The organism is Niallia sp. FSL W8-1348 (genome assembly GCF_038006745.1).
Classification (GTDB): domain Bacteria; phylum Bacillota; class Bacilli; order Bacillales; family Cytobacillaceae; genus Niallia; species Niallia alba.
On sequence record NZ_JBBOVV010000004.1, the window covers coordinates 132,778 to 149,999 of the forward strand.

General features: G+C 33.5%; 23 protein-coding genes. 20 read left to right on the forward strand and 3 right to left on the reverse strand.

Annotated features, from left to right (window positions below; all coding sequences use genetic code 11):
• Window positions 1–132: 132 nt before the first annotated feature.
• The 3 genes from NST60_RS25520 to NST60_RS25530 all read left to right on the forward strand — a co-directional run bounded on the left by NST60_RS25520 (window position 133) and on the right by NST60_RS25530 (window position 2,736).
• Entirely contained in the window at window positions 133–1,398 is a 1,266-nt protein-coding gene (locus NST60_RS25520) for a murein hydrolase activator EnvC family protein (protein ID WP_016204432.1), read from the forward strand.
• Between the two features lie 122 nt (window positions 1,399–1,520).
• Window positions 1,521–2,468, forward strand: coding sequence for a metal ABC transporter solute-binding protein, Zn/Mn family (locus tag NST60_RS25525; RefSeq protein ID WP_016204431.1), 948 nt, complete (start codon window positions 1,521–1,523; stop codon window positions 2,466–2,468).
• Window positions 2,469–2,556: 88 nt separating this feature from the next.
• Window positions 2,557–2,736: a DUF2933 domain-containing protein gene (locus NST60_RS25530; protein WP_016204430.1), complete on the forward strand. Its 180-nt coding sequence runs from the start codon at window positions 2,557–2,559 to the stop codon at window positions 2,734–2,736.
• Window positions 2,737–2,844: 108 nt separating this feature from the next.
• Here the strand turns inward: NST60_RS25530 and NST60_RS25535 are convergent, their stop codons facing one another.
• Window positions 2,845–3,138, reverse strand: a complete 294-nt coding sequence (locus NST60_RS25535; RefSeq protein WP_040344032.1) for an AbrB/MazE/SpoVT family DNA-binding domain-containing protein — start codon at window positions 3,136–3,138, stop codon at window positions 2,845–2,847.
• Window positions 3,139–3,309: 171 nt separating this feature from the next.
• Between NST60_RS25535 and NST60_RS25540 the strand changes: the two genes are divergently transcribed.
• The 4 genes from NST60_RS25540 (at window position 3,310) to NST60_RS26905 (ending at window position 5,626) form a co-directional block, all read left to right on the forward strand.
• Window positions 3,310–4,215, forward strand: a complete 906-nt coding sequence (locus NST60_RS25540) for a C39 family peptidase (protein WP_016204428.1) — start codon at window positions 3,310–3,312, stop codon at window positions 4,213–4,215.
• Window positions 4,216–4,388: 173 nt separating this feature from the next.
• Window positions 4,389–4,979, forward strand: a complete 591-nt coding sequence (locus NST60_RS25545) for a cell wall hydrolase (protein WP_047944574.1) — start codon at window positions 4,389–4,391, stop codon at window positions 4,977–4,979.
• A 150-nt stretch (window positions 4,980–5,129) separates the two neighbouring features.
• Complete coding sequence (locus NST60_RS25550) at window positions 5,130–5,342, forward strand: hypothetical protein (RefSeq protein WP_016204426.1); 213 nt, start codon at window positions 5,130–5,132, stop codon at window positions 5,340–5,342.
• A 125-nt stretch (window positions 5,343–5,467) separates the two neighbouring features.
• Window positions 5,468–5,626, forward strand: a complete 159-nt coding sequence (locus NST60_RS26905; protein WP_161798415.1) for a hypothetical protein — start codon at window positions 5,468–5,470, stop codon at window positions 5,624–5,626.
• A gap of 23 nt (window positions 5,627–5,649) precedes the next feature.
• Here NST60_RS26905 and NST60_RS25555 read toward each other — a convergent pair whose 3' ends face one another.
• Window positions 5,650–8,616: a Tn3 family transposase gene (locus NST60_RS25555; RefSeq protein WP_152112362.1), complete on the reverse strand. Its 2,967-nt coding sequence runs from the start codon at window positions 8,614–8,616 to the stop codon at window positions 5,650–5,652.
• A gap of 147 nt (window positions 8,617–8,763) precedes the next feature.
• Here NST60_RS25555 and NST60_RS25560 point away from each other — a divergent pair, with 147 nt between their 5' ends.
• The 7 genes from NST60_RS25560 to NST60_RS25590 all read left to right on the forward strand — a co-directional run bounded on the left by NST60_RS25560 (window position 8,764) and on the right by NST60_RS25590 (window position 13,568).
• On the forward strand, window positions 8,764–9,339 hold the full coding sequence (locus NST60_RS25560; RefSeq protein WP_016204422.1) for a recombinase family protein: 576 nt from the start codon (window positions 8,764–8,766) through the stop codon (window positions 9,337–9,339).
• Between the two features lie 437 nt (window positions 9,340–9,776).
• A complete protein-coding gene (locus tag NST60_RS25565; protein WP_016204421.1) occupies window positions 9,777–10,430 on the forward strand; it encodes an ArsR/SmtB family transcription factor in 654 nt (217 codons plus the stop codon).
• A gap of 19 nt (window positions 10,431–10,449) precedes the next feature.
• Window positions 10,450–11,178 carry an MBL fold metallo-hydrolase gene (locus NST60_RS25570; protein WP_016204420.1) on the forward strand — a complete coding sequence of 243 codons (729 nt, stop codon included), beginning with the start codon at window positions 10,450–10,452 and terminating at the stop codon, window positions 11,176–11,178.
• Window positions 11,179–11,226: 48 nt separating this feature from the next.
• The gene (locus tag NST60_RS25575) at window positions 11,227–12,444 is read left to right on the forward strand and encodes an MFS transporter (protein ID WP_016204419.1); all 1,218 of its coding nucleotides are present in this window, start codon (window positions 11,227–11,229) and stop codon (window positions 12,442–12,444) included.
• A 136-nt stretch (window positions 12,445–12,580) separates the two neighbouring features.
• Window positions 12,581–12,913 (forward strand): class I SAM-dependent methyltransferase, encoded by a 333-nt coding sequence (locus NST60_RS25580; protein ID WP_250637168.1) that lies wholly within the window; start codon window positions 12,581–12,583, stop codon window positions 12,911–12,913.
• An 85-nt stretch (window positions 12,914–12,998) separates the two neighbouring features.
• Window positions 12,999–13,172, forward strand: a complete 174-nt coding sequence (locus NST60_RS25585) for a hypothetical protein (RefSeq protein WP_016204417.1) — start codon at window positions 12,999–13,001, stop codon at window positions 13,170–13,172.
• A 12-nt stretch (window positions 13,173–13,184) separates the two neighbouring features.
• Window positions 13,185–13,568 (forward strand): DUF302 domain-containing protein, encoded by a 384-nt coding sequence (locus tag NST60_RS25590; RefSeq protein ID WP_019380820.1) that lies wholly within the window; start codon window positions 13,185–13,187, stop codon window positions 13,566–13,568.
• A 130-nt stretch (window positions 13,569–13,698) separates the two neighbouring features.
• On the opposite strand, the gene NST60_RS25595 is transcribed toward NST60_RS25590, so the two are convergent.
• Window positions 13,699–13,899, reverse strand: a complete 201-nt coding sequence (locus NST60_RS25595; RefSeq protein ID WP_142385654.1) for a hypothetical protein — start codon at window positions 13,897–13,899, stop codon at window positions 13,699–13,701.
• 314 nt (window positions 13,900–14,213) lie between these two features.
• Between NST60_RS25595 and NST60_RS25600 the strand changes: the two genes are divergently transcribed.
• From NST60_RS25600 to NST60_RS25625, 6 genes are read left to right on the forward strand one after another with little or no spacing between them, the layout of a single operon-like run.
• On the forward strand, window positions 14,214–14,534 hold the full coding sequence (locus NST60_RS25600; RefSeq protein ID WP_016204414.1) for a rhodanese-like domain-containing protein: 321 nt from the start codon (window positions 14,214–14,216) through the stop codon (window positions 14,532–14,534).
• A gap of 20 nt (window positions 14,535–14,554) precedes the next feature.
• Window positions 14,555–15,127: a sulfurtransferase TusA family protein gene (locus tag NST60_RS25605; RefSeq protein ID WP_016204413.1), complete on the forward strand. Its 573-nt coding sequence runs from the start codon at window positions 14,555–14,557 to the stop codon at window positions 15,125–15,127.
• Window positions 15,128–15,143: 16 nt separating this feature from the next.
• Entirely contained in the window at window positions 15,144–15,533 is a 390-nt protein-coding gene (locus NST60_RS25610; RefSeq protein ID WP_016204412.1) for a DsrE/DsrF/DrsH-like family protein, read from the forward strand.
• A gap of 14 nt (window positions 15,534–15,547) precedes the next feature.
• Window positions 15,548–15,784 carry a glutaredoxin family protein gene (locus NST60_RS25615; protein WP_016204411.1) on the forward strand — a complete coding sequence of 79 codons (237 nt, stop codon included), beginning with the start codon at window positions 15,548–15,550 and terminating at the stop codon, window positions 15,782–15,784.
• 13 nt (window positions 15,785–15,797) lie between these two features.
• Window positions 15,798–16,934, forward strand: a complete 1,137-nt coding sequence (locus tag NST60_RS25620) for an MBL fold metallo-hydrolase (protein ID WP_016204410.1) — start codon at window positions 15,798–15,800, stop codon at window positions 16,932–16,934.
• Between the two features lie 11 nt (window positions 16,935–16,945).
• A complete protein-coding gene (locus tag NST60_RS25625) occupies window positions 16,946–17,173 on the forward strand; it encodes a sulfurtransferase TusA family protein (protein WP_016204409.1) in 228 nt (75 codons plus the stop codon).
• Window positions 17,174–17,222 lie beyond the last annotated feature (49 nt).

Below are 17,222 nucleotides of genomic sequence, written 5' to 3' on the forward strand. Positions count from 1 at the left end.
TAAATTACTCCTTGAATTTTATCAGAATATTACAGTGAAATATAATTGTAATATTTTTCATCTCCAAATTCGACAAAAAGTGATGTTATAATTTTGCTTGTTATTAGAGATTGATAAAGAAAGGACATTCGAATGAGTAAATTATTGATTAAGACATCTGTTATAACGTTCGGAATTGCAGCCTCATTAGCATTAACTAATACAACTTCTATTGCATTAGCATCTTCTGAGGAAGATTTACAAAATAAAAAACTCAATATACTAGAAAATCGTAGTAAAGTCCAAGATGGTTTAGAACAAGCAGAGGAAGAGCTTGATAACATAAAAACAGAACAAGATAAAATAAATGATGAGATTAAACGTTTAGATATGTTAATAACAGAAACGAATAGTAAAATACGCGAAAATGATGAAAATATAAAAAATGCAAATATAAAAATTCAAAAATTAAATGAAGAAATAAAAACTCTTAAGGAACGAATAAAACAACGCGAAGAGTTGTTAAAAGAAAGGGCTCGATCTTATCAAGAGATTGGGACTATTAACTATTTGGATGTTTTAATAGGCTCACAGAGTTTTAGTGATTTTTTAGATAGAGCGGGTGCGGTAACAACAATAATTACTGCAGATCAGGATTTAATCCAACAACATATGGATGATAAAAAAGTGTTAGAAGATAAGGAAAATGAAGCAAAAGATCTGTTAGTGAAACTTGAAAATTATGGCGAGTCTCAAAAGAAACTAAAAAGCGAATTAGATATACAAAAGAAAAATAAAGATGATATTATGCAATCTCTAAAGGACAAAGAAGAAGATTTAGAAAATGAAAAACTAAGTTTAGAAGAACAAAATTCATTACTTGATTCTCAAAAGGAAGCTATCGAAAAAGCTATAAAAATAGAATCTGAGAAGAAAACTCAAGTAGCTACTAAAAAAGAAAATGAAGCAAAAAGTACTTCTAGTAGTATTAAAGCGAACACAAATGTTTCTAAAAAGACCAAAGGGGTATGGACAACTCCAGCTCAAGGACGATTAACATCCACCCTTGGTGAAAGATGGAACAAGTTTCATGCTGGTATAGATATTGCTAACAGTGCTGATGTGCCAATTGTTGCTGCTGCTGATGGGGTTGTTAGTAGATCTTATTATTCCACAAGTTACGGTAATGTAGTCTTTATCTCTCACTCAATTAATGGTCAGGTGTATACAACTGTTTATGCGCACATGGATAGTAGAGTAGTTAAGACAGGGGAATCTGTTTCCAAAGGGCAACAAGTAGGAATTATGGGGAACACTGGACAATCTTTTGGTCAGCATTTGCATTTTGAACTTCATAAAGGTCAGTGGAATGCATCCAAATCGAATGCTGTTAACCCACTCGATTATATTTCAATATAAATCATCAATCAAATCATACAATTAAATTATTTTAAACATTAACTTGATTAAAGAAGTGTTAATTAGGTTAATGTTTTTTTTAGAATTACTTACTTTAAAGATTGAATCTTGGAGGAGAAACCATGTTTAAAAGTAAAATTTTTATCTTGTTTGTTGTATCGGTTATTTTTTTGGCTGCTTGTAATAACAACCAAAACACAAATGAAAAAACTGCTGATGAAAGTTTAAAAATAATGACCAGCTTTTACCCTTTATATGATTTTACAACTAAGATAGCAGGGGACCGAGCTAAAGTTATAAATCTTGTGCAACCGGGTATTGAGCCACATGATTATGAACCATCACCAAAAGATTTGGCAAATCTAAATGAAGTTGATTTATTTATATACAATGGTGCTGGGTATGAAAGTTGGGTAACAGATACGATAAAAAGTATTGATACGAAAGATAAAAAGATTATTAATTCTAGTGAATATGTTGATTTATTGACTTTAAGAGAAACTGGTGAGAGTACGGAACCAAATGATAAAGAAGACCAGGAAGATAAAACATACGATCCCCATTTTTGGCTAGATCCTATACGAGCTAAGCAAATAGCTGAAGTTATTAAGGAAGAGCTAATTAAACTGGACCCAGATGGAAAAGTTGTTTATGAAGAGAACTTTAACAAAATTGCTGTTAACTTTGATGAATTAAATTCAGAATATACTGAAGCATTATCTAATCCTATTCGAAAAGAAGTAATAGTTTCGCACAATGCATTTGGTTATTTGACTAATAGATATGGATTGGAACAAATAGCGATTACAGGAATTTCTCCATCCGATGAGCCATCTCCTAAAAAGCTTAAAGAATTAATAAGTTTTGCTAATGAAAGGCAAATAAATTATATATTATTTGAAACTTTAGTAAGTCCAAAAGTAGCAGAAACAGTTAAAGATACTATTGGTGCAAAATCTTTAACATTAAATCCCATTGAAGGTCTAACAAATAAAGAAATAAAAAAAGGAGATGATTACTTTTCGGTAATGCGAGAAAATTTAGCAACATTAAAATTAGCTACTCAATAAAAATGAAAGTTAAAAATATGTTCATAATTTCTCGATAAAAAATCCTTGTTTTAACATTATTCTAATAAAAAGTAAAGGAGTGATAAAAATGGAATGGTTATCTATTTTGCTAGTACTTGTATGTCCAATTATGATGTTATTTATGATGAAAAGTCATGGAGGACATAGTCATAATAGGAATAATAATAAATTAGATAAAAGAGTCATTAAATTAGAAAATGAAAATAGGGAATTGCATAGGAAACTAAATGAACTTTCGCCTAAATGATGATATATGTAATATAAAAAAGAACACCTTAGTTTTGATTTCACTTAAGGTGTTCTTTTTTGTTTTCTCAATGATTAAGAAAAAATTGAAGGATAAAAATTTATTGCATTATATTTCAATCTTTATAAAAATTCCATTTTTATCATCTGTAATACCCATAATAAGTGGTGTATCACTTGTTATTCCCAGTATATTTCTTATTTCCTTGGGTATAGAAATACGATTTCCACTTAAATAACATTGATTTAAATCTTTATTATCATGGTTTGCTTTTATTATGATGGATTTGTCTAGTATATATATAAATAAAAGGTCTCCAGCATTAAAGTTCAACTGTTTCTGTAATTTTTTAGGAACAGCAATTTGTCCATTATTATAAATTCTCCTTTTATACACAGTCATTTCCACACCTTTTTAATTTCTCTTGAATAATATTTTTTTCTATTATAGAAGTCATTATTGAAGAAATTGTGCAGATTTAAGATAACATTCTTTCTCCATACTTTTTTGATGATTTGATTATAAACTTAAATTACTAAGTTATTAATTTATAAATTTATTAGGAGAATAGCGATGAAACTTCAGTTTATTATCTTAATTATGATAAGTTTGTTGATTACAAGTGTTTTAATAATATTACTTGTAAAAAGAACTAATATAGTTATAATTTCTCTTACTACTTTATATTTAATTATACTATTTTCTTTATTTAGTATTGATAATGGCAAACTAAAGAGGATATTACGTAAAGAAGTAATTGTAGATATACCACTACCGGAATTTATGATGAAAAAGGGAGAAGAAGAGCCTAAAGAAGTTGAGGACATCATTAAGGAAGTAAATCAACCATCTAAAAAAGTTGATACAATTAAGAAGGAAATTTTACTAGATGCACCTATAATAAAACAGTTTCCTGAGTTACCTAGGGGCTGTGAAGTGACTAGTTTAGCAATGTTCTTACAATATTATCAAGTTAAAACGGATAAAATGGAACTCGCTAAAAAAATAGAAAGAGATAAGACACCATTATCAACTAAAAATGGAAAGATACATTGGGGAGATCCCAATGATGGATATATTGGAGATATGTATTCTTATAGCAAACCAGGCTATGGAGTTTATCATAAGCCTATAATAGAGTTGGCGGAAGAGTATTTACCAAACAAAATAGATAATCTAACAGGAAAACAGTTTGAGGAACTAAAATTATATCTTTCAAAAGAAAGGCCTGTTTGGATAATAACGAATACAACCTATAAAAAATTACCTAACTCATCCTTTGAAGAATGGGAGACGCCAAATGGAAAAGTAAAAATAACCTATAAAGAACATTCGGTGTTAATTACAGGATATGATGAATCTTTTGTATATTTTAATGATCCCATTAGTGGTGAAAAAAACAAAAAAGAACCATTAGGTCCTTTTATAGATGCGTGGAAACAAATGGGGAGTCAAGCTCTTTCCTTAAAGTATGATTAAGAAAAATAGATTCGTAATTTATTAACAGTGTAATAGTACAAGTGGAAACATGTGCCACATATAAGAAACCTTAATAGTATCGTCTTAAAGTGAATGGGAAAATATTGGAGGTAGTAAATAGATAGTTTCGTTGATAATATGATTCCTGTGGACATTAATACTAGGAGGTATATATGAAATCGAATAAATTTTTATATTCTGTGTTTCTAGTAATATTATTGTCATCCTTTTTTGGAGAAAATACAGAAGCAGCGTCTCTTTACACAGTAAAATCTGGAGATACTCTGTGGAAAATAAGTCAGCAAAGTGGAGTTCCTATAGGATCTATACAAATAGCGAATAATTTAAAAGATAATAAATTACATGTAGGACAACGATTAAGTTTACCAGAACCAATTACCGCAAGTGAAAGAACTTTATTAGCTCAATTGGTTTTTGCCGAAGCACAAGGGGAACCTTATGCTGGAAAAGTTGCAGTAGCTACTGTAGTTTTAAATCGTGTAGATAGTGACATTTTCCCAAATACAATAAGAGAAGTAATTTATGAACGTTCTAATGGCTATTATGCTTTTTCTCCAGTCCAAAATGGAAAAATAAATAATAATCCAACCACTATAGATTATAGAGCAGTAGATGAGGCAGTAGCATATAGAGGAAAAGGGAGCGGATCCCTGTATTTTTACAACCCCCAAACAGCAAAAAGTGAGTGGATTCTAACTAAAGAAGTAACGGTGAGAATTGGAAATCATACTTTTGCAAAGTAAGGATGAAACACAAAGGGGCCCCCTTTGTGTTTTTGTTAAATTTAAGTATTTTGACAAATTCGATTTTATTAGAGTTATAAACATGTATATAACTATTACATCCTACGTAGCTCTTGTTGTATATGTCAACATAGGTGGGACAATACAATTATGCCAGTAGGAAACGAAACAACTGCCTGTGGGACAAAGCCGTACAATTCGTCTATTTTCATGTCATTCCAGGCTGCCTGCACAGTTAAAATTCCCTTAACTCGGCTACTATTTCTAAGAATAGAGGAAAAAGAAGATATTAATGAAGAATTAAATAAAAAAGGAAAAGTAAAACTTATTAATAATAGTATAGACAAAGACAAGCAACAATAAATGAAATAGATGAGAAAAAAGCAACCAACAAGATATAACAAAATTTTCTGATTGAAATTTAATGATAACTACTTTGTTTATTATGAATTTATAAGATAAAGATAAAATCCATGATGGAAAGATTTATGTCATCCAAAAATACAAATCCTATTCAGTATGGAGTCTTTGACGTACTTTATGCCAATAATGACGATGTTACAAATCTGCCTTTATCACAAAGAAAACAGATATTAGGGGTAGCGTCAGGAAAATGCGGATTTACAACGATAAGCCTATTTTCCTGACGAATTCTCTATTTTTAACAACGTTAAGAAAGTTTCAATGGTCTTAAAGAATCTAACGAAACTTTTTTATCGGAATTAAAATGGTATTCTCCTAATAAATTAATATGTTCCCAACCTAGAGGTGACATATGGTGCAATAATTCTTCATTTAAACTATCTGACCGTTTTTGATATTCAACTGCTTTTGTTAGATGTAAAGTATTCCAGATACTGATGGCATTGATGATTATGTTTAAGGCACTGGCTCTTTGCAATTGATGCTGTATGGTTCGTTCCCTAAGCTCTCCTTGCTTTCCGAAGAAAATAGCTCGTGCCAGTCCATTCATAGATTCTCCTTTATTCAATCCTCTTTGTATTTTTCTTCTTAAAGATTCATCTGAAATATAATTAAGAATAAAGATAGTTTTTTCTATTCGTCCCATCTCACGTAAGGCTGTAGCTAGGCTGTTTTGTCTTGAATAAGAACCTAATTTCCCCATAATAAGGGATGCTGAAACTGTTCCTTCTCGTATAGAATGAGCTAATCGCAAAACATCCTCATAATTTTCTTTAATGACCTTTGTATTTATTTGTCCACGTAAAATGGCTTCTAATTTTGGATATTCACTTGCTTTATCTATTGTAAATAATTTCGAATCTGATAAATCTCTTATTCTTGGAGCAAAATTAAATCCTAATAAATGAGTCAGTCCAAATATTTGGTCTGTATAACCGGCTGTGTCTGTATAATGCTCTTCTATGTTTAGATCCGTCTCATGGTGCAACAAACCATCTAAAACATGAATCGCATCCCTTGAATTAGTATGAATAATCTTGGTGTAGTAAGAAGAGAATTGATCACTAGTAAAACGATAGATGGTTGCTCCTTTTCCGGTTCCATAATGTGGATTTGCATCTGCATGTAGTGATGAAACACCTAGCTGCATTCTCATACCATCCGATGAGGATGTTGTACCGTCGCCCCAATAGGAAGACAATTGTAATTTATGATGAAAATTTACTAATATGGCTTGTGCTTTATTCATGGCATCTTCATACATGCGCCATTGAGATACATTGGCTAGTTGCTTATATGTAAGTCCGGGTGTTGCTTCAGCCATCTTACTCAAACCAATATTCATTCCCATTCCTAAAAGGGCTGCCATAATAATAATCGTTTCTTCTTTATCCGGTTTTCGATTATTGGAAGCATGAGTGAATTGTTCATGAAATCCTGTTATATAAGCAACATCCATGAGTAAATCGGTTAATTTTATTCTTGGGAGCATCTGATACAGGCTCGCACTAAATTTTTTTGCTTCTTCCGGAACATCTTTTTCCAAGCGTGCAATTGATATCTTTCCTTTTTCAAGAGAAACTCCGTCCAACTTAACGGAATTGGCAGCTAACCACTTTAACCTTTCATTAAGACTTTTGGTTCTCTCCGTCATATAATCTTCGAATGATAAACTAACTGATAATCTCGTATTCTCCTTCGCTTCATTCCATGTATCTTCTGAAAATAAATATTCCTCAAAATCTCTATATTGCCTGCTACCAACAATGGAAACATCTCCTGCCCGAACATGCTCCCGAAGTTCCGTTAAAACAGCCATTTCATAGTAATGACGATTAATTGTTGTACCATCATCCTCGTATAAATGCCTTTTCCAACGTTTTGAAATAAAATCCACTGGTGAGTCATCAGGTACTTTTCGCTTTCCAGATTCATTCATTCCTCGGATAATCTCTACAGCTTGTAAAAGTGGCTCATTTGCCTTTGTAGAATGAAAGTCTAATACTCTTAATAGCGTCGGCGTATATTTTCTAAGTGAATAAAAGCGTTTTTGCAGTAAGTCTAAATAATCATAGTCAGCAGGACGTGCAAGCTCCTGAGCTTCTTCTACAGAAGAAACAAAAGAATTCCATTCAATAACAGATTCCAAAACCTCAAAAACATCTAGTTTATCCTTTTTTGCTTTGATTAAAGCCTGTCCGATGTTCGTAAAGTGTATTACCTTCTCATTTAGCTTTTTACCGTTTTGTTTCTGAATTTCTTCTTGCGCCTTACGGCCTTTTGATAACAGACTTAGTATTTGTCTGTCATGAATTTCAAATGCCTTATCCGTTAACTCCTGAGTAAGATGTAATAAATAGACGGTTAATATCGAATATCGTTTATTTTCTTGAAAGTCACGGAATGCATAAGGCTCATATCTTGAACCTAAGCGAGATAGCTGTAACAGGCGATTGCGATGCAAATGACTAATTTGTACCGTTTCTAACTCCATTCCTCGTATGTATTCGAGTCGTTCTATTACTTTTAGAAATGTTTCGGGTGAAGGATGACCTGGTGGTTCCTTTAACCAACCCAATATCGTTTTATTGGATTCGGATGGATGCTGCGAAGTAATGACCTCTTCCAGCTTTTCTTTTTGCTTTTTTGTTAGAGATTGATTAACCATGTTAAATAGCTTCTTTTCAGCCATCGCCCTTGCCTCCCACACCATTCTCTCAAGTGTGGTGAAAGCAGGTAATATGATTTTATTTCTTCTTAGAAAATCTATGCATTCATGTAGTAAATGTATGGCATCACCATTTTCCAAAGCTACTTGATGAAGATGCTTAAATGTCATTCGATATTCTTTTAGAGTAAAAGTTACAAAGTCGTATTCACTTCGAATTTCTTTCAAATGATCCCAAAGTGTATTTTCTCTTTGAGGATAAAGACTAATCGTGGATGGTGTGGCACCGATTTGTTTCGATATATAATGTATGACGGAATCTGGGATGCTTTTGATATGAGTGTATGGCCATCCGGGATACCGAAGAACGGCCAATTGAACTGCGAACCCTAAACGATTTTCTTCTCTCCTTCGCCTATTTATAATTTCTAAATCTCGTTTGGAAAAAGTGTAGTAGGTTCCCAATACCCATTCATCTTCAGGGATTTGCATTAAAGCAAGTCTCTGATCTGGTGTAAGTAATTCTCTACCTCTCGCAATTTTCATATAGTCTCATCCCATTTCTGTAATTTTTCAGTTAATTAGTTTAATTATATATCAATAGAGTGTACTCTATTGATACAAGTATAGTAGACTGATAAAATCATAGTTAAGAGTGTCTCATAAGACTTGTCTCAAAAACGAGGTGAAATTTTGCAGAAAATCGGTTATATACGCGTCAGTTCGACTAGCCAAAATCCTTCAAGGCAATTTCAGCAATTGAACGAAATTGGAATGGATATTATTTATGAAGAAAAAATTTCAGGAGCCACAAAGGATCGTGAACAACTTCAAAAAATGTTAGAGGATTTACAGGAAGGTGACGTTATTTATGTTACAGATTTAACTCGGATCACTCGAAGTACGCAAGATTTATTTGAATTGATTGATTTAATACGAAATAAAAAGGCAAGCTTAAAATCACTTAAGGATACATGGCTAGATTTATCAGAAGATAATCCATACAGCCAATTCTTAATTACGGTAATGGCTGGTGTTAACCAATTAGAGCGAGACCTTATTCGTTTGCGTCAGCGTGAAGGAATTGAGCTCGCAAAGAAAGAAGGGAAGTTTAAAGGACGGTTAAAGAAATATCATAAAAATCACGCAGGAATGAATTATGCAGTAAAGCTATATAAAGAAGGAAATATGACTGTAAATCAAATTTGTGAAATTACAAATGTATCTAGGGCTTCATTATATAGAAAGCTGTCAGAAGTGAACAATTAGTCACTCCTTATTCCATATAAGGCCCCGATTGTGGAGTATCTCTAATTACGTAGTAGACTAAATACTGCGCAATAAATAATGTCTTAAATTAAGTTATTGCAAGAAAGATAGCAGAAATAAAAAGAGATAAACAGCTATCCATTATTAATGGTTTTTCTTTTTCCACCGTGGTTTGCGGTGTTTTTTTATAAATAAAAAGACCCTATACCTCTTCGGAAAATCTAACGATTGCAGCAAACATTTTGGCTAAAGCATATCCTTCCTAGTTTCATTATTAACTTTATATATCATTTAATCTTCTCAGCTTGGTTAATAATAAAATACATTAAATTTTTCAAACTATATTTTTCCACTTAGCAAACCACTTTACAAATTAAATCATATATTATACAATTCAACTATTCAATCAATAAGTTGAATAGATTAGAGGTGATTATATGGAACCTAGAGAATTTAAAGATCTTGTTTACAGTCAATTTGCTCGAATTAGTAAAGCTCTATCTAGTCCTAAGCGCTTTGAGTTATTAGATTATTTATCTCAAGGACCAAAAACAGTGGAGAGGTTATCCAAAGAAGCAAAGATGTCTGTAGCAAATACATCAAAACACCTTCAGGCACTACTAGAGGCTAGATTAGTTAAATTTAGTAAGGATAAAAACTTTGTATTCTACTCTTTAACAGATGATAACGTAATTGAACTCCTGCATTCGATTAAAAATTTAGCCGAAATGCAGTTTAGTGATATTACACACGTAAGAAAAGGTTATATAGGAAGAGATGAAAGGATTAAAATGGTTCATCTTAAAGATATGTTGAAAGAGATACAAAATGGTGAGGCTGTTCTAATTGATGTTAGACCAGAAGATGAATATAAAAATCAACATATTACGGGAGCTCTATCGATACCTGTTGAAGATCTAGAGGAGCATATTTCTTCTCTTCCAAAAGATAAAAAAATAATTGCTTATTGTCGTGGACCTTATTGTGCTTTTGCAACACAAGCAGTAGAAACATTAAACTCCCTTGGATACGAAGCTTATCGCATGGAAGAAGGGGTTCATGAGTGGAAACAATCTGATTATATTCATTAATTTTAAGGAGGAATTAAAAATGTTATTTCGTCAATATTTACACACTAATCCAGTAGCAGCATCATATTTTTTTGGGTGTGGAAGTCAATCACAAGGAGTGGTGGTAGACCCACTAGAAGATCAAGTTGATTTTTATGTAGAAGAAGCTGAAAAGTTAGGCATGAATATTGTTTATGTAATTGATACACATCTTCATGCTGACCATGTATCAGGTGCAAGAAAATTAGCTGAGAAAACAGGTGCAAAATATGTCCTTCATTCTTCAGCAGAAACAAGCTTTAACTTTACTCCAGTAGAAGACGGGGATGAATTATTAGCTGGAAATACACTATTAAAGTTCTTGCATACCCCAGGTCATACACCAGAGCACATTTCTATCGTGGTTTCTGATAAACGTCGAGCTGATGAACCTTGGTTTGTCTTAACAGGTCATACGTTAATGGTTGGAGATGCAGGTAGAACTGAATTGGCTGTATCTATTGAAGAAGGGGCAAAAGATTTGTATCAAAGCTTAAAAAAGATCACTCAATTAGAAGACCATGTTGAAATTTATCCTGGAGCGTTTTCAGGATCAGTTTGTGGACGTGGTTTAAGTGGGAAACCTTCTTCAACCATTGGATTTGAAAAACGTCACAATGAAGCAATGAGATTTGATAACGAGAAGGAATTTGTTGATTTTATGACAACGAACGTACCACCACAACCAGAAGGTTTTAAAGAGATGAGAAAAACAAATCAAGGAAAATAATAAAGTGGAGAACCTCTATTTGGTTCTCCCTTTTTGGAGGTGAATGGTTTGAGTAAAGTACAAATTGGAATTAAAGAAAATTTAATAAATTTCATACTTCTAGTTGTTACGAACTTCTTTGTTGGTTCAATGGTTGGTTTAGAAAGAACCATTCTCCCGATTATTGGTGAAGAAGATTTTGGTTTGGCATCGGCTAGTGCGGCATTATCTTTTATTATTAGTTTTGGATTTTCAAAGGCTATTGTGAATTATTTTGCAGGTGCTATCGCAGACCGATTAGGAAGAAAGAAAGTCCTTCTTATCGGTTGGAGTATCGGCTTATTAGTTCCTTTGCTGGTTATATTTGCGACCTCATGGTGGATGATTGTAGTTGCAAATATTTTCTTAGGTATCAACCAAGGATTATCTTGGTCCATGACCGTAAATATGAAAATTGATTTATCGAAACCTACTCAAAGAGGTTTTGCTGTAGGGTTAAATGAATTTGCAGGGTATATAGGAGTAGCTGTAATGGCTGGTGTCTCTGGTTTTGTTGCAACAAATTTTTCTAACCGCCCCGAACCATTTTATTTAGGTATTATTATTGTGGTAATCGGTTTTATCTTATCATTACTTGTAAGAGATACAGAAGAACATATAAAGCTTCAAACAAAATCATCCAATAATGGTCCGACTTTATCTGCAAAAGAAGTGTTCAAAATAACTACGTTTAAGAATAAAAGTTTATCTAGCATCACTTTTGCAGGATTAAGCACAAACCTTAAAGATGGTATGGCTTGGGGACTCTTCCCATTATTCTTTACAGGTGTTGGCTTAACCGTATCAGAAATTGGAGTGTTAGTTGCGATTTATCCAGCTTCATGGGGATTTTTCCAACTGTTTACCGGAGCGTTAAGTGATAAGATCGGACGAAAGTGGTTCATTGTTGGTGGAATGTGGCTTCAAGCTCTTTCTCTGTGGATGATTTTATTTGTAAACGAATATAGCCTATGGTTCATAGCAGCTATTCTTCTAGGACTAGGAACCGCAATGGTATATCCAACCTTACAAGCTTCAATTAGTGATATAGCACAACCAGAATGGAGAGCCTCATCAATGGGAGTTTATCGTTTTTGGAGAGATAGTGGATATGCATTTGGAGCATTATTTGCAGGATTTATTGCAGATATGCTTAATATTAGTTGGGCAATTGGTTTAGTTGCTCTATTACCTCTAATTGCAGGAATCATAACAGCAGTTCGAATGAATGAAACATTAATAAGGTAGGAACAGAGTATTGAATCAATATAAAAGATTTATTGAAAAATCCTACTCAATGTACGACAAAGACCAAACTTAAGGCTTGTAGTATCTTATTACTCATTTTATAATTAATATATACCATTACGGGTATACGTATATAATGGAAGGGGGGATGATTCTGTCTCATCGAACTGATCCAAATAGAGCATATAGGCTCTTTGATCCAAAGAGAAAAAAGCTTATAACACCCAATAAGGCATTGGAATTATTAGAACTTGAAGAGTTTGAAAATGTCGCTGATCTAGGTGCGGGTAACGGCTATTTTACACTTTCACTAACGAAAAAATCTAAGATGGTTTATGCTGTAGATATTGAACCCAGGATGTTGAAATTATTAATGGAACGTGCAGAAAAGGAGAACATAAGTAATATCAGGTATGTTGAAAGTAATCTTGAGGATATAAAATTGGAAAAGAATATTGTAGATAGATAAAGCGTTAATAGCTTTTGTCATACATGAAGTGCCTGATATAAAAGCTGCACTCGGAGAAATTCGTAGGATTATAAAGCCAGGTGGAATGTTTGTATTGTTAGAATGGGAAGCGGTGGAATCAGAGATAGGACCTTCAATAGAACAGAAAGTACCGTCTATAACCATGAAAAAGTTATTAGAACAAAACGGCTTTCATCCAAAACTTGTGCATTTAAATCAATCAATTTATGCAATAATTGCTAAAAACATTAAATTTTAAGGAGGATAAAAAATGTTTGACTATACCGTTGAAACAAAAAAGAGTATTAATGAAGCAGTAACAAGTTTAGAAACTAATTTGAAAGAAGAGAAGTTTGGCGTTTTGTGGATGTTTGATATCAAAGACAAACTTCAAGAGAAGGGACTAGATTTTAATCAGGAATATAAGGTCTTAGAAGTCTGTAATCCACATGAAGCTCAGAGAGTTTTAAATGAAAACTTATTAGTGGGGTATTTTTTACCATGTAAAATTGTTGTTTACAGTGACAATGGGCAAACTAAGATAGGGATGCCTAGACCAACAGCACTTATTAAGCTTGTGAATAATGATGAAATCATAAAGCTTGCAAAAGATATTGAGGATCGTTTAATTAATTGTATTAATAAAAGTATATAGAAACTGTGAATTTGCCTGTCAAGAAATAAATATTTTATAACTACTTTGAAAAAAACGGGCGACGATAAAAAACTATCGCCGTCCTTTTTTTTATTTTTCGTTTACTATTTTATTTATCGTATCTATCATTTCAGGACTTTGAAATATTTCTATCATGCCATCTTGCATTTCCGGTACTGCCATCATGTCCAGCATACATATTTGGGCTTATGCCACCAGAGTACATCATATGATCGATGCCACCATATCCGGCAAGAAGGAGTAAGGCTAAAACGGCAACGACACGTTGATTTGTTTTTATTTTCATTTGTTTTCCTCCTTGTTTAGACATTCACTTTTACTGCTTTCCCGAATAAATGTCTTTTATAGCCCTAAGGTTAATCCACCTAATATTTCAAACAAAATTAAACTCCACCTAAAACTCCACCTACTATTATTATTTTTTTATTCATTTTAATCACTCCAGTTCAACTTTATACCCCTGTTAGTATTGTGATATTAACATTACTAAAATCAATTAGTGTGATAAAAGTTACAATTAGAAGCTTATTTTGGATTTATATGGACGTGGCAAATAAACATATTTAACCGATAAAAGAGAATTCTAAGTATGACTTGTATTACTTCAACATAAGGAGTGACGAAATGAATACTAAGTCAAAAGTTGCTGAGATTTTACCAAAAGAAGTATCTGAAAAAGTAAGGCAAGGAAAAGCACAAAGTATTATCGATGTTCGTGAACATGAAGAAGTTGCACAAGGGAGAATCCCAGGTGCTTACCATATTCCTTTAGGAGAGCTTGAAAATCGATTACATGAAATTGACAAAGACAAGGAGCATTTTATGGTATGCCAATCGGGGAATCGGAGTGGAATGGCTGCTGAATTTTTGCAAGATAAGGGGTATAAAGTGAAAAATATGGTTGGTGGAATGCTTAATTGGGAAGATGAAGTCGAAAAACCGTAACCCAAGAAGGAGGAATCTCAATGGAAGTTACAGTTAATAGGGTGTTAGATGCAAAGGGACTGGCTTGCCCGATGCCAATTGTAAAAACAAAAAAAGAAATGAACACCCTTGAACCAGGTGAAGTGATGGAAATTCAAGCTACCGATAAAGGTTCAACAGCTGATTTAAAGGCTTGGGCTTCTAGTACCGGTCATCAGTATTTAGGAACTGTAGAAGAGGGAGAGACCTTAAAACATTATCTTCGAAAAGTTCGTTCAGAAGAAGAAAAACCTGAAGCAAAACATCCGGATGTGGTTCATTTAGATGAATTATTAAAGAAATTAGATGGAAATGAAAAAATAACTGTTTTAGATGTGAGAGAACCGGCTGAATATGCATTCGGTCATGTACCGGGTGCTATTAATATCCCACTTGGTGAATTAGAAAATCGGTTTGAGGAACTTAACAATGTAGACAATCTACATGTCATTTGTAGAACGGGTAGTCGTAGTGATTTTGCTGCACAAAAGTTAACCGAAAAAGGCTTTAACAACGTTAAAAATGTAGTTCCTGGAATGAAAGACTGGACAGGACCTATCGATAAAAATCATTAAACAAGGAGGAATAATAATGAAAGTAGCTATCATTGCCTCAAACGGTGGGATGTTTGATGCCTATAAAGTATTCAATATTGCAACGGCTGCAGCTGCTACTGATGCTGAAGTGGGAATCTTTTTTACATTTGAAGGCTTAAATCTCATTCATAAAGAAGGTCATAAAAATTTGCCAATGCCTACAGGAACAGAACATTATCAAGAAGGATTTAAAAAAGCGAATGTTCCACCAGTTGAAGAGCTTGTTGCAATGGCGAGTGAGATGGGTGTGAAAATGATTGCGTGCCAAATGACAATGGATGTTATGAGTTTAGAAAAAGAGCATTTTGTAGAAGGGATTGATGTTGGCGGTGCAGTTACCTTTTTAGCGTTTGCTAAAGATGCTGACGTAACGCTAACGTTCTAAAGGAGTGAAGAATGATGAATAAGAATGTTACTGTCTATACCACAAACACTTGTCCCTATTGTGTAATGGTAAAAAACTTTTTAAATGAGCAAGGTGTCGCATTTAAAGAAGTAAATGTGCAAGAAGATCCTGCAGCAGGAGATAAATTGGTTGAAACAACAGGTCAGATGGGAGTCCCTCAAATTGAAATTAGTGGTGAGTGGGTTTTAGGGTATGATCCGGAAACGATTACTCAACTTTTAGAAAAGTAAAAGGAGGAGACACATGGGAACAACAACAGCTCTGAAAACAATATCTGTTAAAGATTTAGCCCAGAAAGTCATTAATCATGAAGACCTTTTCATCCTTGATACCCGTAATACCAGCGATTTTGACGATTGGAAAATAGAAGGGCGCAATATAGAGGTAATCAATTCTCCTTACGTTGAATTATTAGAAGGAGTCGATTCAATATTAGATAAACTACCAAAGAGCAAAGAAATTTATGTCATTTGTGCTAAAGGTGGTGCATCAGAATTTGTCGCCGAACAAATAATGGAACAGGGGTTTACAGATGTTTACTCAGTAGAAGGCGGAATGAAGGCTTGGAGTGAACACCTTGAGCCAATAAAGATTGGTGATTTGAAAAATGGAGGAAGCATCTTTCAATTTGTACGGATTGGAAAAGGCTGCCTTTCCTATTTAATTGAGTCTGACGGAAAAGGGGCAATAATTGATACTAACAGAATGTTGTCTCCATATGAAGAGATGATAAAGGAACATAATATTACGTTAACACACGTTTTAGATACTCATTTGCATGCTGACCATATTTCTGGTGGTAGAGAACTTGCTGAAAAACATGGTGCAACCTATTATTTACCACCAAAGGATGCTAAAGAAGTCACATTTAACTACTCACAAATTAATGACGGCGATGAATACAAGGTTGGACAGACAACCATAAAAGCCATTTACTCTCCTGGGCATACCATTGGTAGTACATCTTTTGTCGTTGATGATCAATATTTGTTAACAGGTGACATTTTATTTATTGATTCCATTGGTCGCCCTGATCTAGCTGGTAAAGCTGAAGACTGGGTAGGAGATTTAAGAAATACCCTTTATCAACGTTACAAAGAGCTAGCTGATAATCTTCTAGTCTTACCTGCCCATTACATGGGAATTAACGAAATGAATGATGATGGAAGTATTTCAGAAAAACTTGGTGTACTTTATCAACAAAATCATGGATTAAATATTAATGATGAAGCTGAATTCAGAAAAACGGTGACAGAAAATCTTCCGCCACAGCCGAATTCATACCAAGAAATTCGTGAGACAAATATGGGTAAAATCAAACCAGAAGAAGAACAACAAAGGGAAATGGAAATTGGACCAAATCGCTGTGCAGTGAGATAGGAGGAAAAGAGATGGAAGCAACAAAAGTATTAGATGCAAAAGGGCTAGCTTGTCCAATGCCAATTGTAAAAACAAAAAAGGAAATGGATTCATTAAGTTCAGGAGAGATCCTTGAGATTCATGCAACAGATAAAGGGGCAAAAAATGACTTGACTGCATGGGCACAATCGGGTGGACACGAATTGCTAAAAGATGAAGAAGAAAATGGTGTTTATAAGTTCTGGTTAAAAAAAGGATAGAATTTAGGGGAAGGTACCTTTAAACGGTTACCCTCCCCCTTTGATTGGA

Bases quoted from the DNA above. Each gene is read 5' to 3' on its own strand.
- NST60_RS25545 (WP_047944574.1), top strand. From the start codon at position 4,389: ATGAAATCGAATAAATTTTTATATTCTGTGTTTCTAGTAATATTATTG.
- NST60_RS25550 (WP_016204426.1), top strand. From the start codon at position 5,130: ATGCCAGTAGGAAACGAAACAACTGCCTGTGGGACAAAGCCGTACAAT.
- NST60_RS25525 (WP_016204431.1), top strand. From the start codon at position 1,521: ATGTTTAAAAGTAAAATTTTTATCTTGTTTGTTGTATCGGTTATTTTT.
- NST60_RS25535 (WP_040344032.1), bottom strand. From the start codon at position 3,138: ATGACTGTGTATAAAAGGAGAATTTATAATAATGGACAAATTGCTGTT.
- NST60_RS25570 (WP_016204420.1), top strand. From the start codon at position 10,450: ATGTTATTTCGTCAATATTTACACACTAATCCAGTAGCAGCATCATAT.
- NST60_RS25615 (WP_016204411.1), top strand. From the start codon at position 15,548: ATGAATAAGAATGTTACTGTCTATACCACAAACACTTGTCCCTATTGT.
- NST60_RS25595 (WP_142385654.1), bottom strand. From the start codon at position 13,899: ATGTCTAAACAAGGAGGAAAACAAATGAAAATAAAAACAAATCAACGT.
- NST60_RS25625 (WP_016204409.1), top strand. From the start codon at position 16,946: ATGGAAGCAACAAAAGTATTAGATGCAAAAGGGCTAGCTTGTCCAATG.
- NST60_RS25590 (WP_019380820.1), top strand. From the start codon at position 13,185: ATGTTTGACTATACCGTTGAAACAAAAAAGAGTATTAATGAAGCAGTA.
- NST60_RS25620 (WP_016204410.1), top strand. From the start codon at position 15,798: ATGGGAACAACAACAGCTCTGAAAACAATATCTGTTAAAGATTTAGCC.
- NST60_RS25530 (WP_016204430.1), top strand. From the start codon at position 2,557: ATGGAATGGTTATCTATTTTGCTAGTACTTGTATGTCCAATTATGATG.
- NST60_RS25540 (WP_016204428.1), top strand. From the start codon at position 3,310: ATGAAACTTCAGTTTATTATCTTAATTATGATAAGTTTGTTGATTACA.
- NST60_RS25555 (WP_152112362.1), bottom strand. From the start codon at position 8,616: ATGAAAATTGCGAGAGGTAGAGAATTACTTACACCAGATCAGAGACTT.
- NST60_RS25520 (WP_016204432.1), top strand. From the start codon at position 133: ATGAGTAAATTATTGATTAAGACATCTGTTATAACGTTCGGAATTGCA.
- NST60_RS25605 (WP_016204413.1), top strand. From the start codon at position 14,555: ATGGAAGTTACAGTTAATAGGGTGTTAGATGCAAAGGGACTGGCTTGC.
- NST60_RS26905 (WP_161798415.1), top strand. From the start codon at position 5,468: ATGTCATCCAAAAATACAAATCCTATTCAGTATGGAGTCTTTGACGTA.
- NST60_RS25610 (WP_016204412.1), top strand. From the start codon at position 15,144: ATGAAAGTAGCTATCATTGCCTCAAACGGTGGGATGTTTGATGCCTAT.
- NST60_RS25580 (WP_250637168.1), top strand. From the start codon at position 12,581: ATGGAAGGGGGGATGATTCTGTCTCATCGAACTGATCCAAATAGAGCA.
- NST60_RS25585 (WP_016204417.1), top strand. From the start codon at position 12,999: ATGTTTGTATTGTTAGAATGGGAAGCGGTGGAATCAGAGATAGGACCT.
- NST60_RS25565 (WP_016204421.1), top strand. From the start codon at position 9,777: ATGGAACCTAGAGAATTTAAAGATCTTGTTTACAGTCAATTTGCTCGA.
- NST60_RS25600 (WP_016204414.1), top strand. From the start codon at position 14,214: ATGAATACTAAGTCAAAAGTTGCTGAGATTTTACCAAAAGAAGTATCT.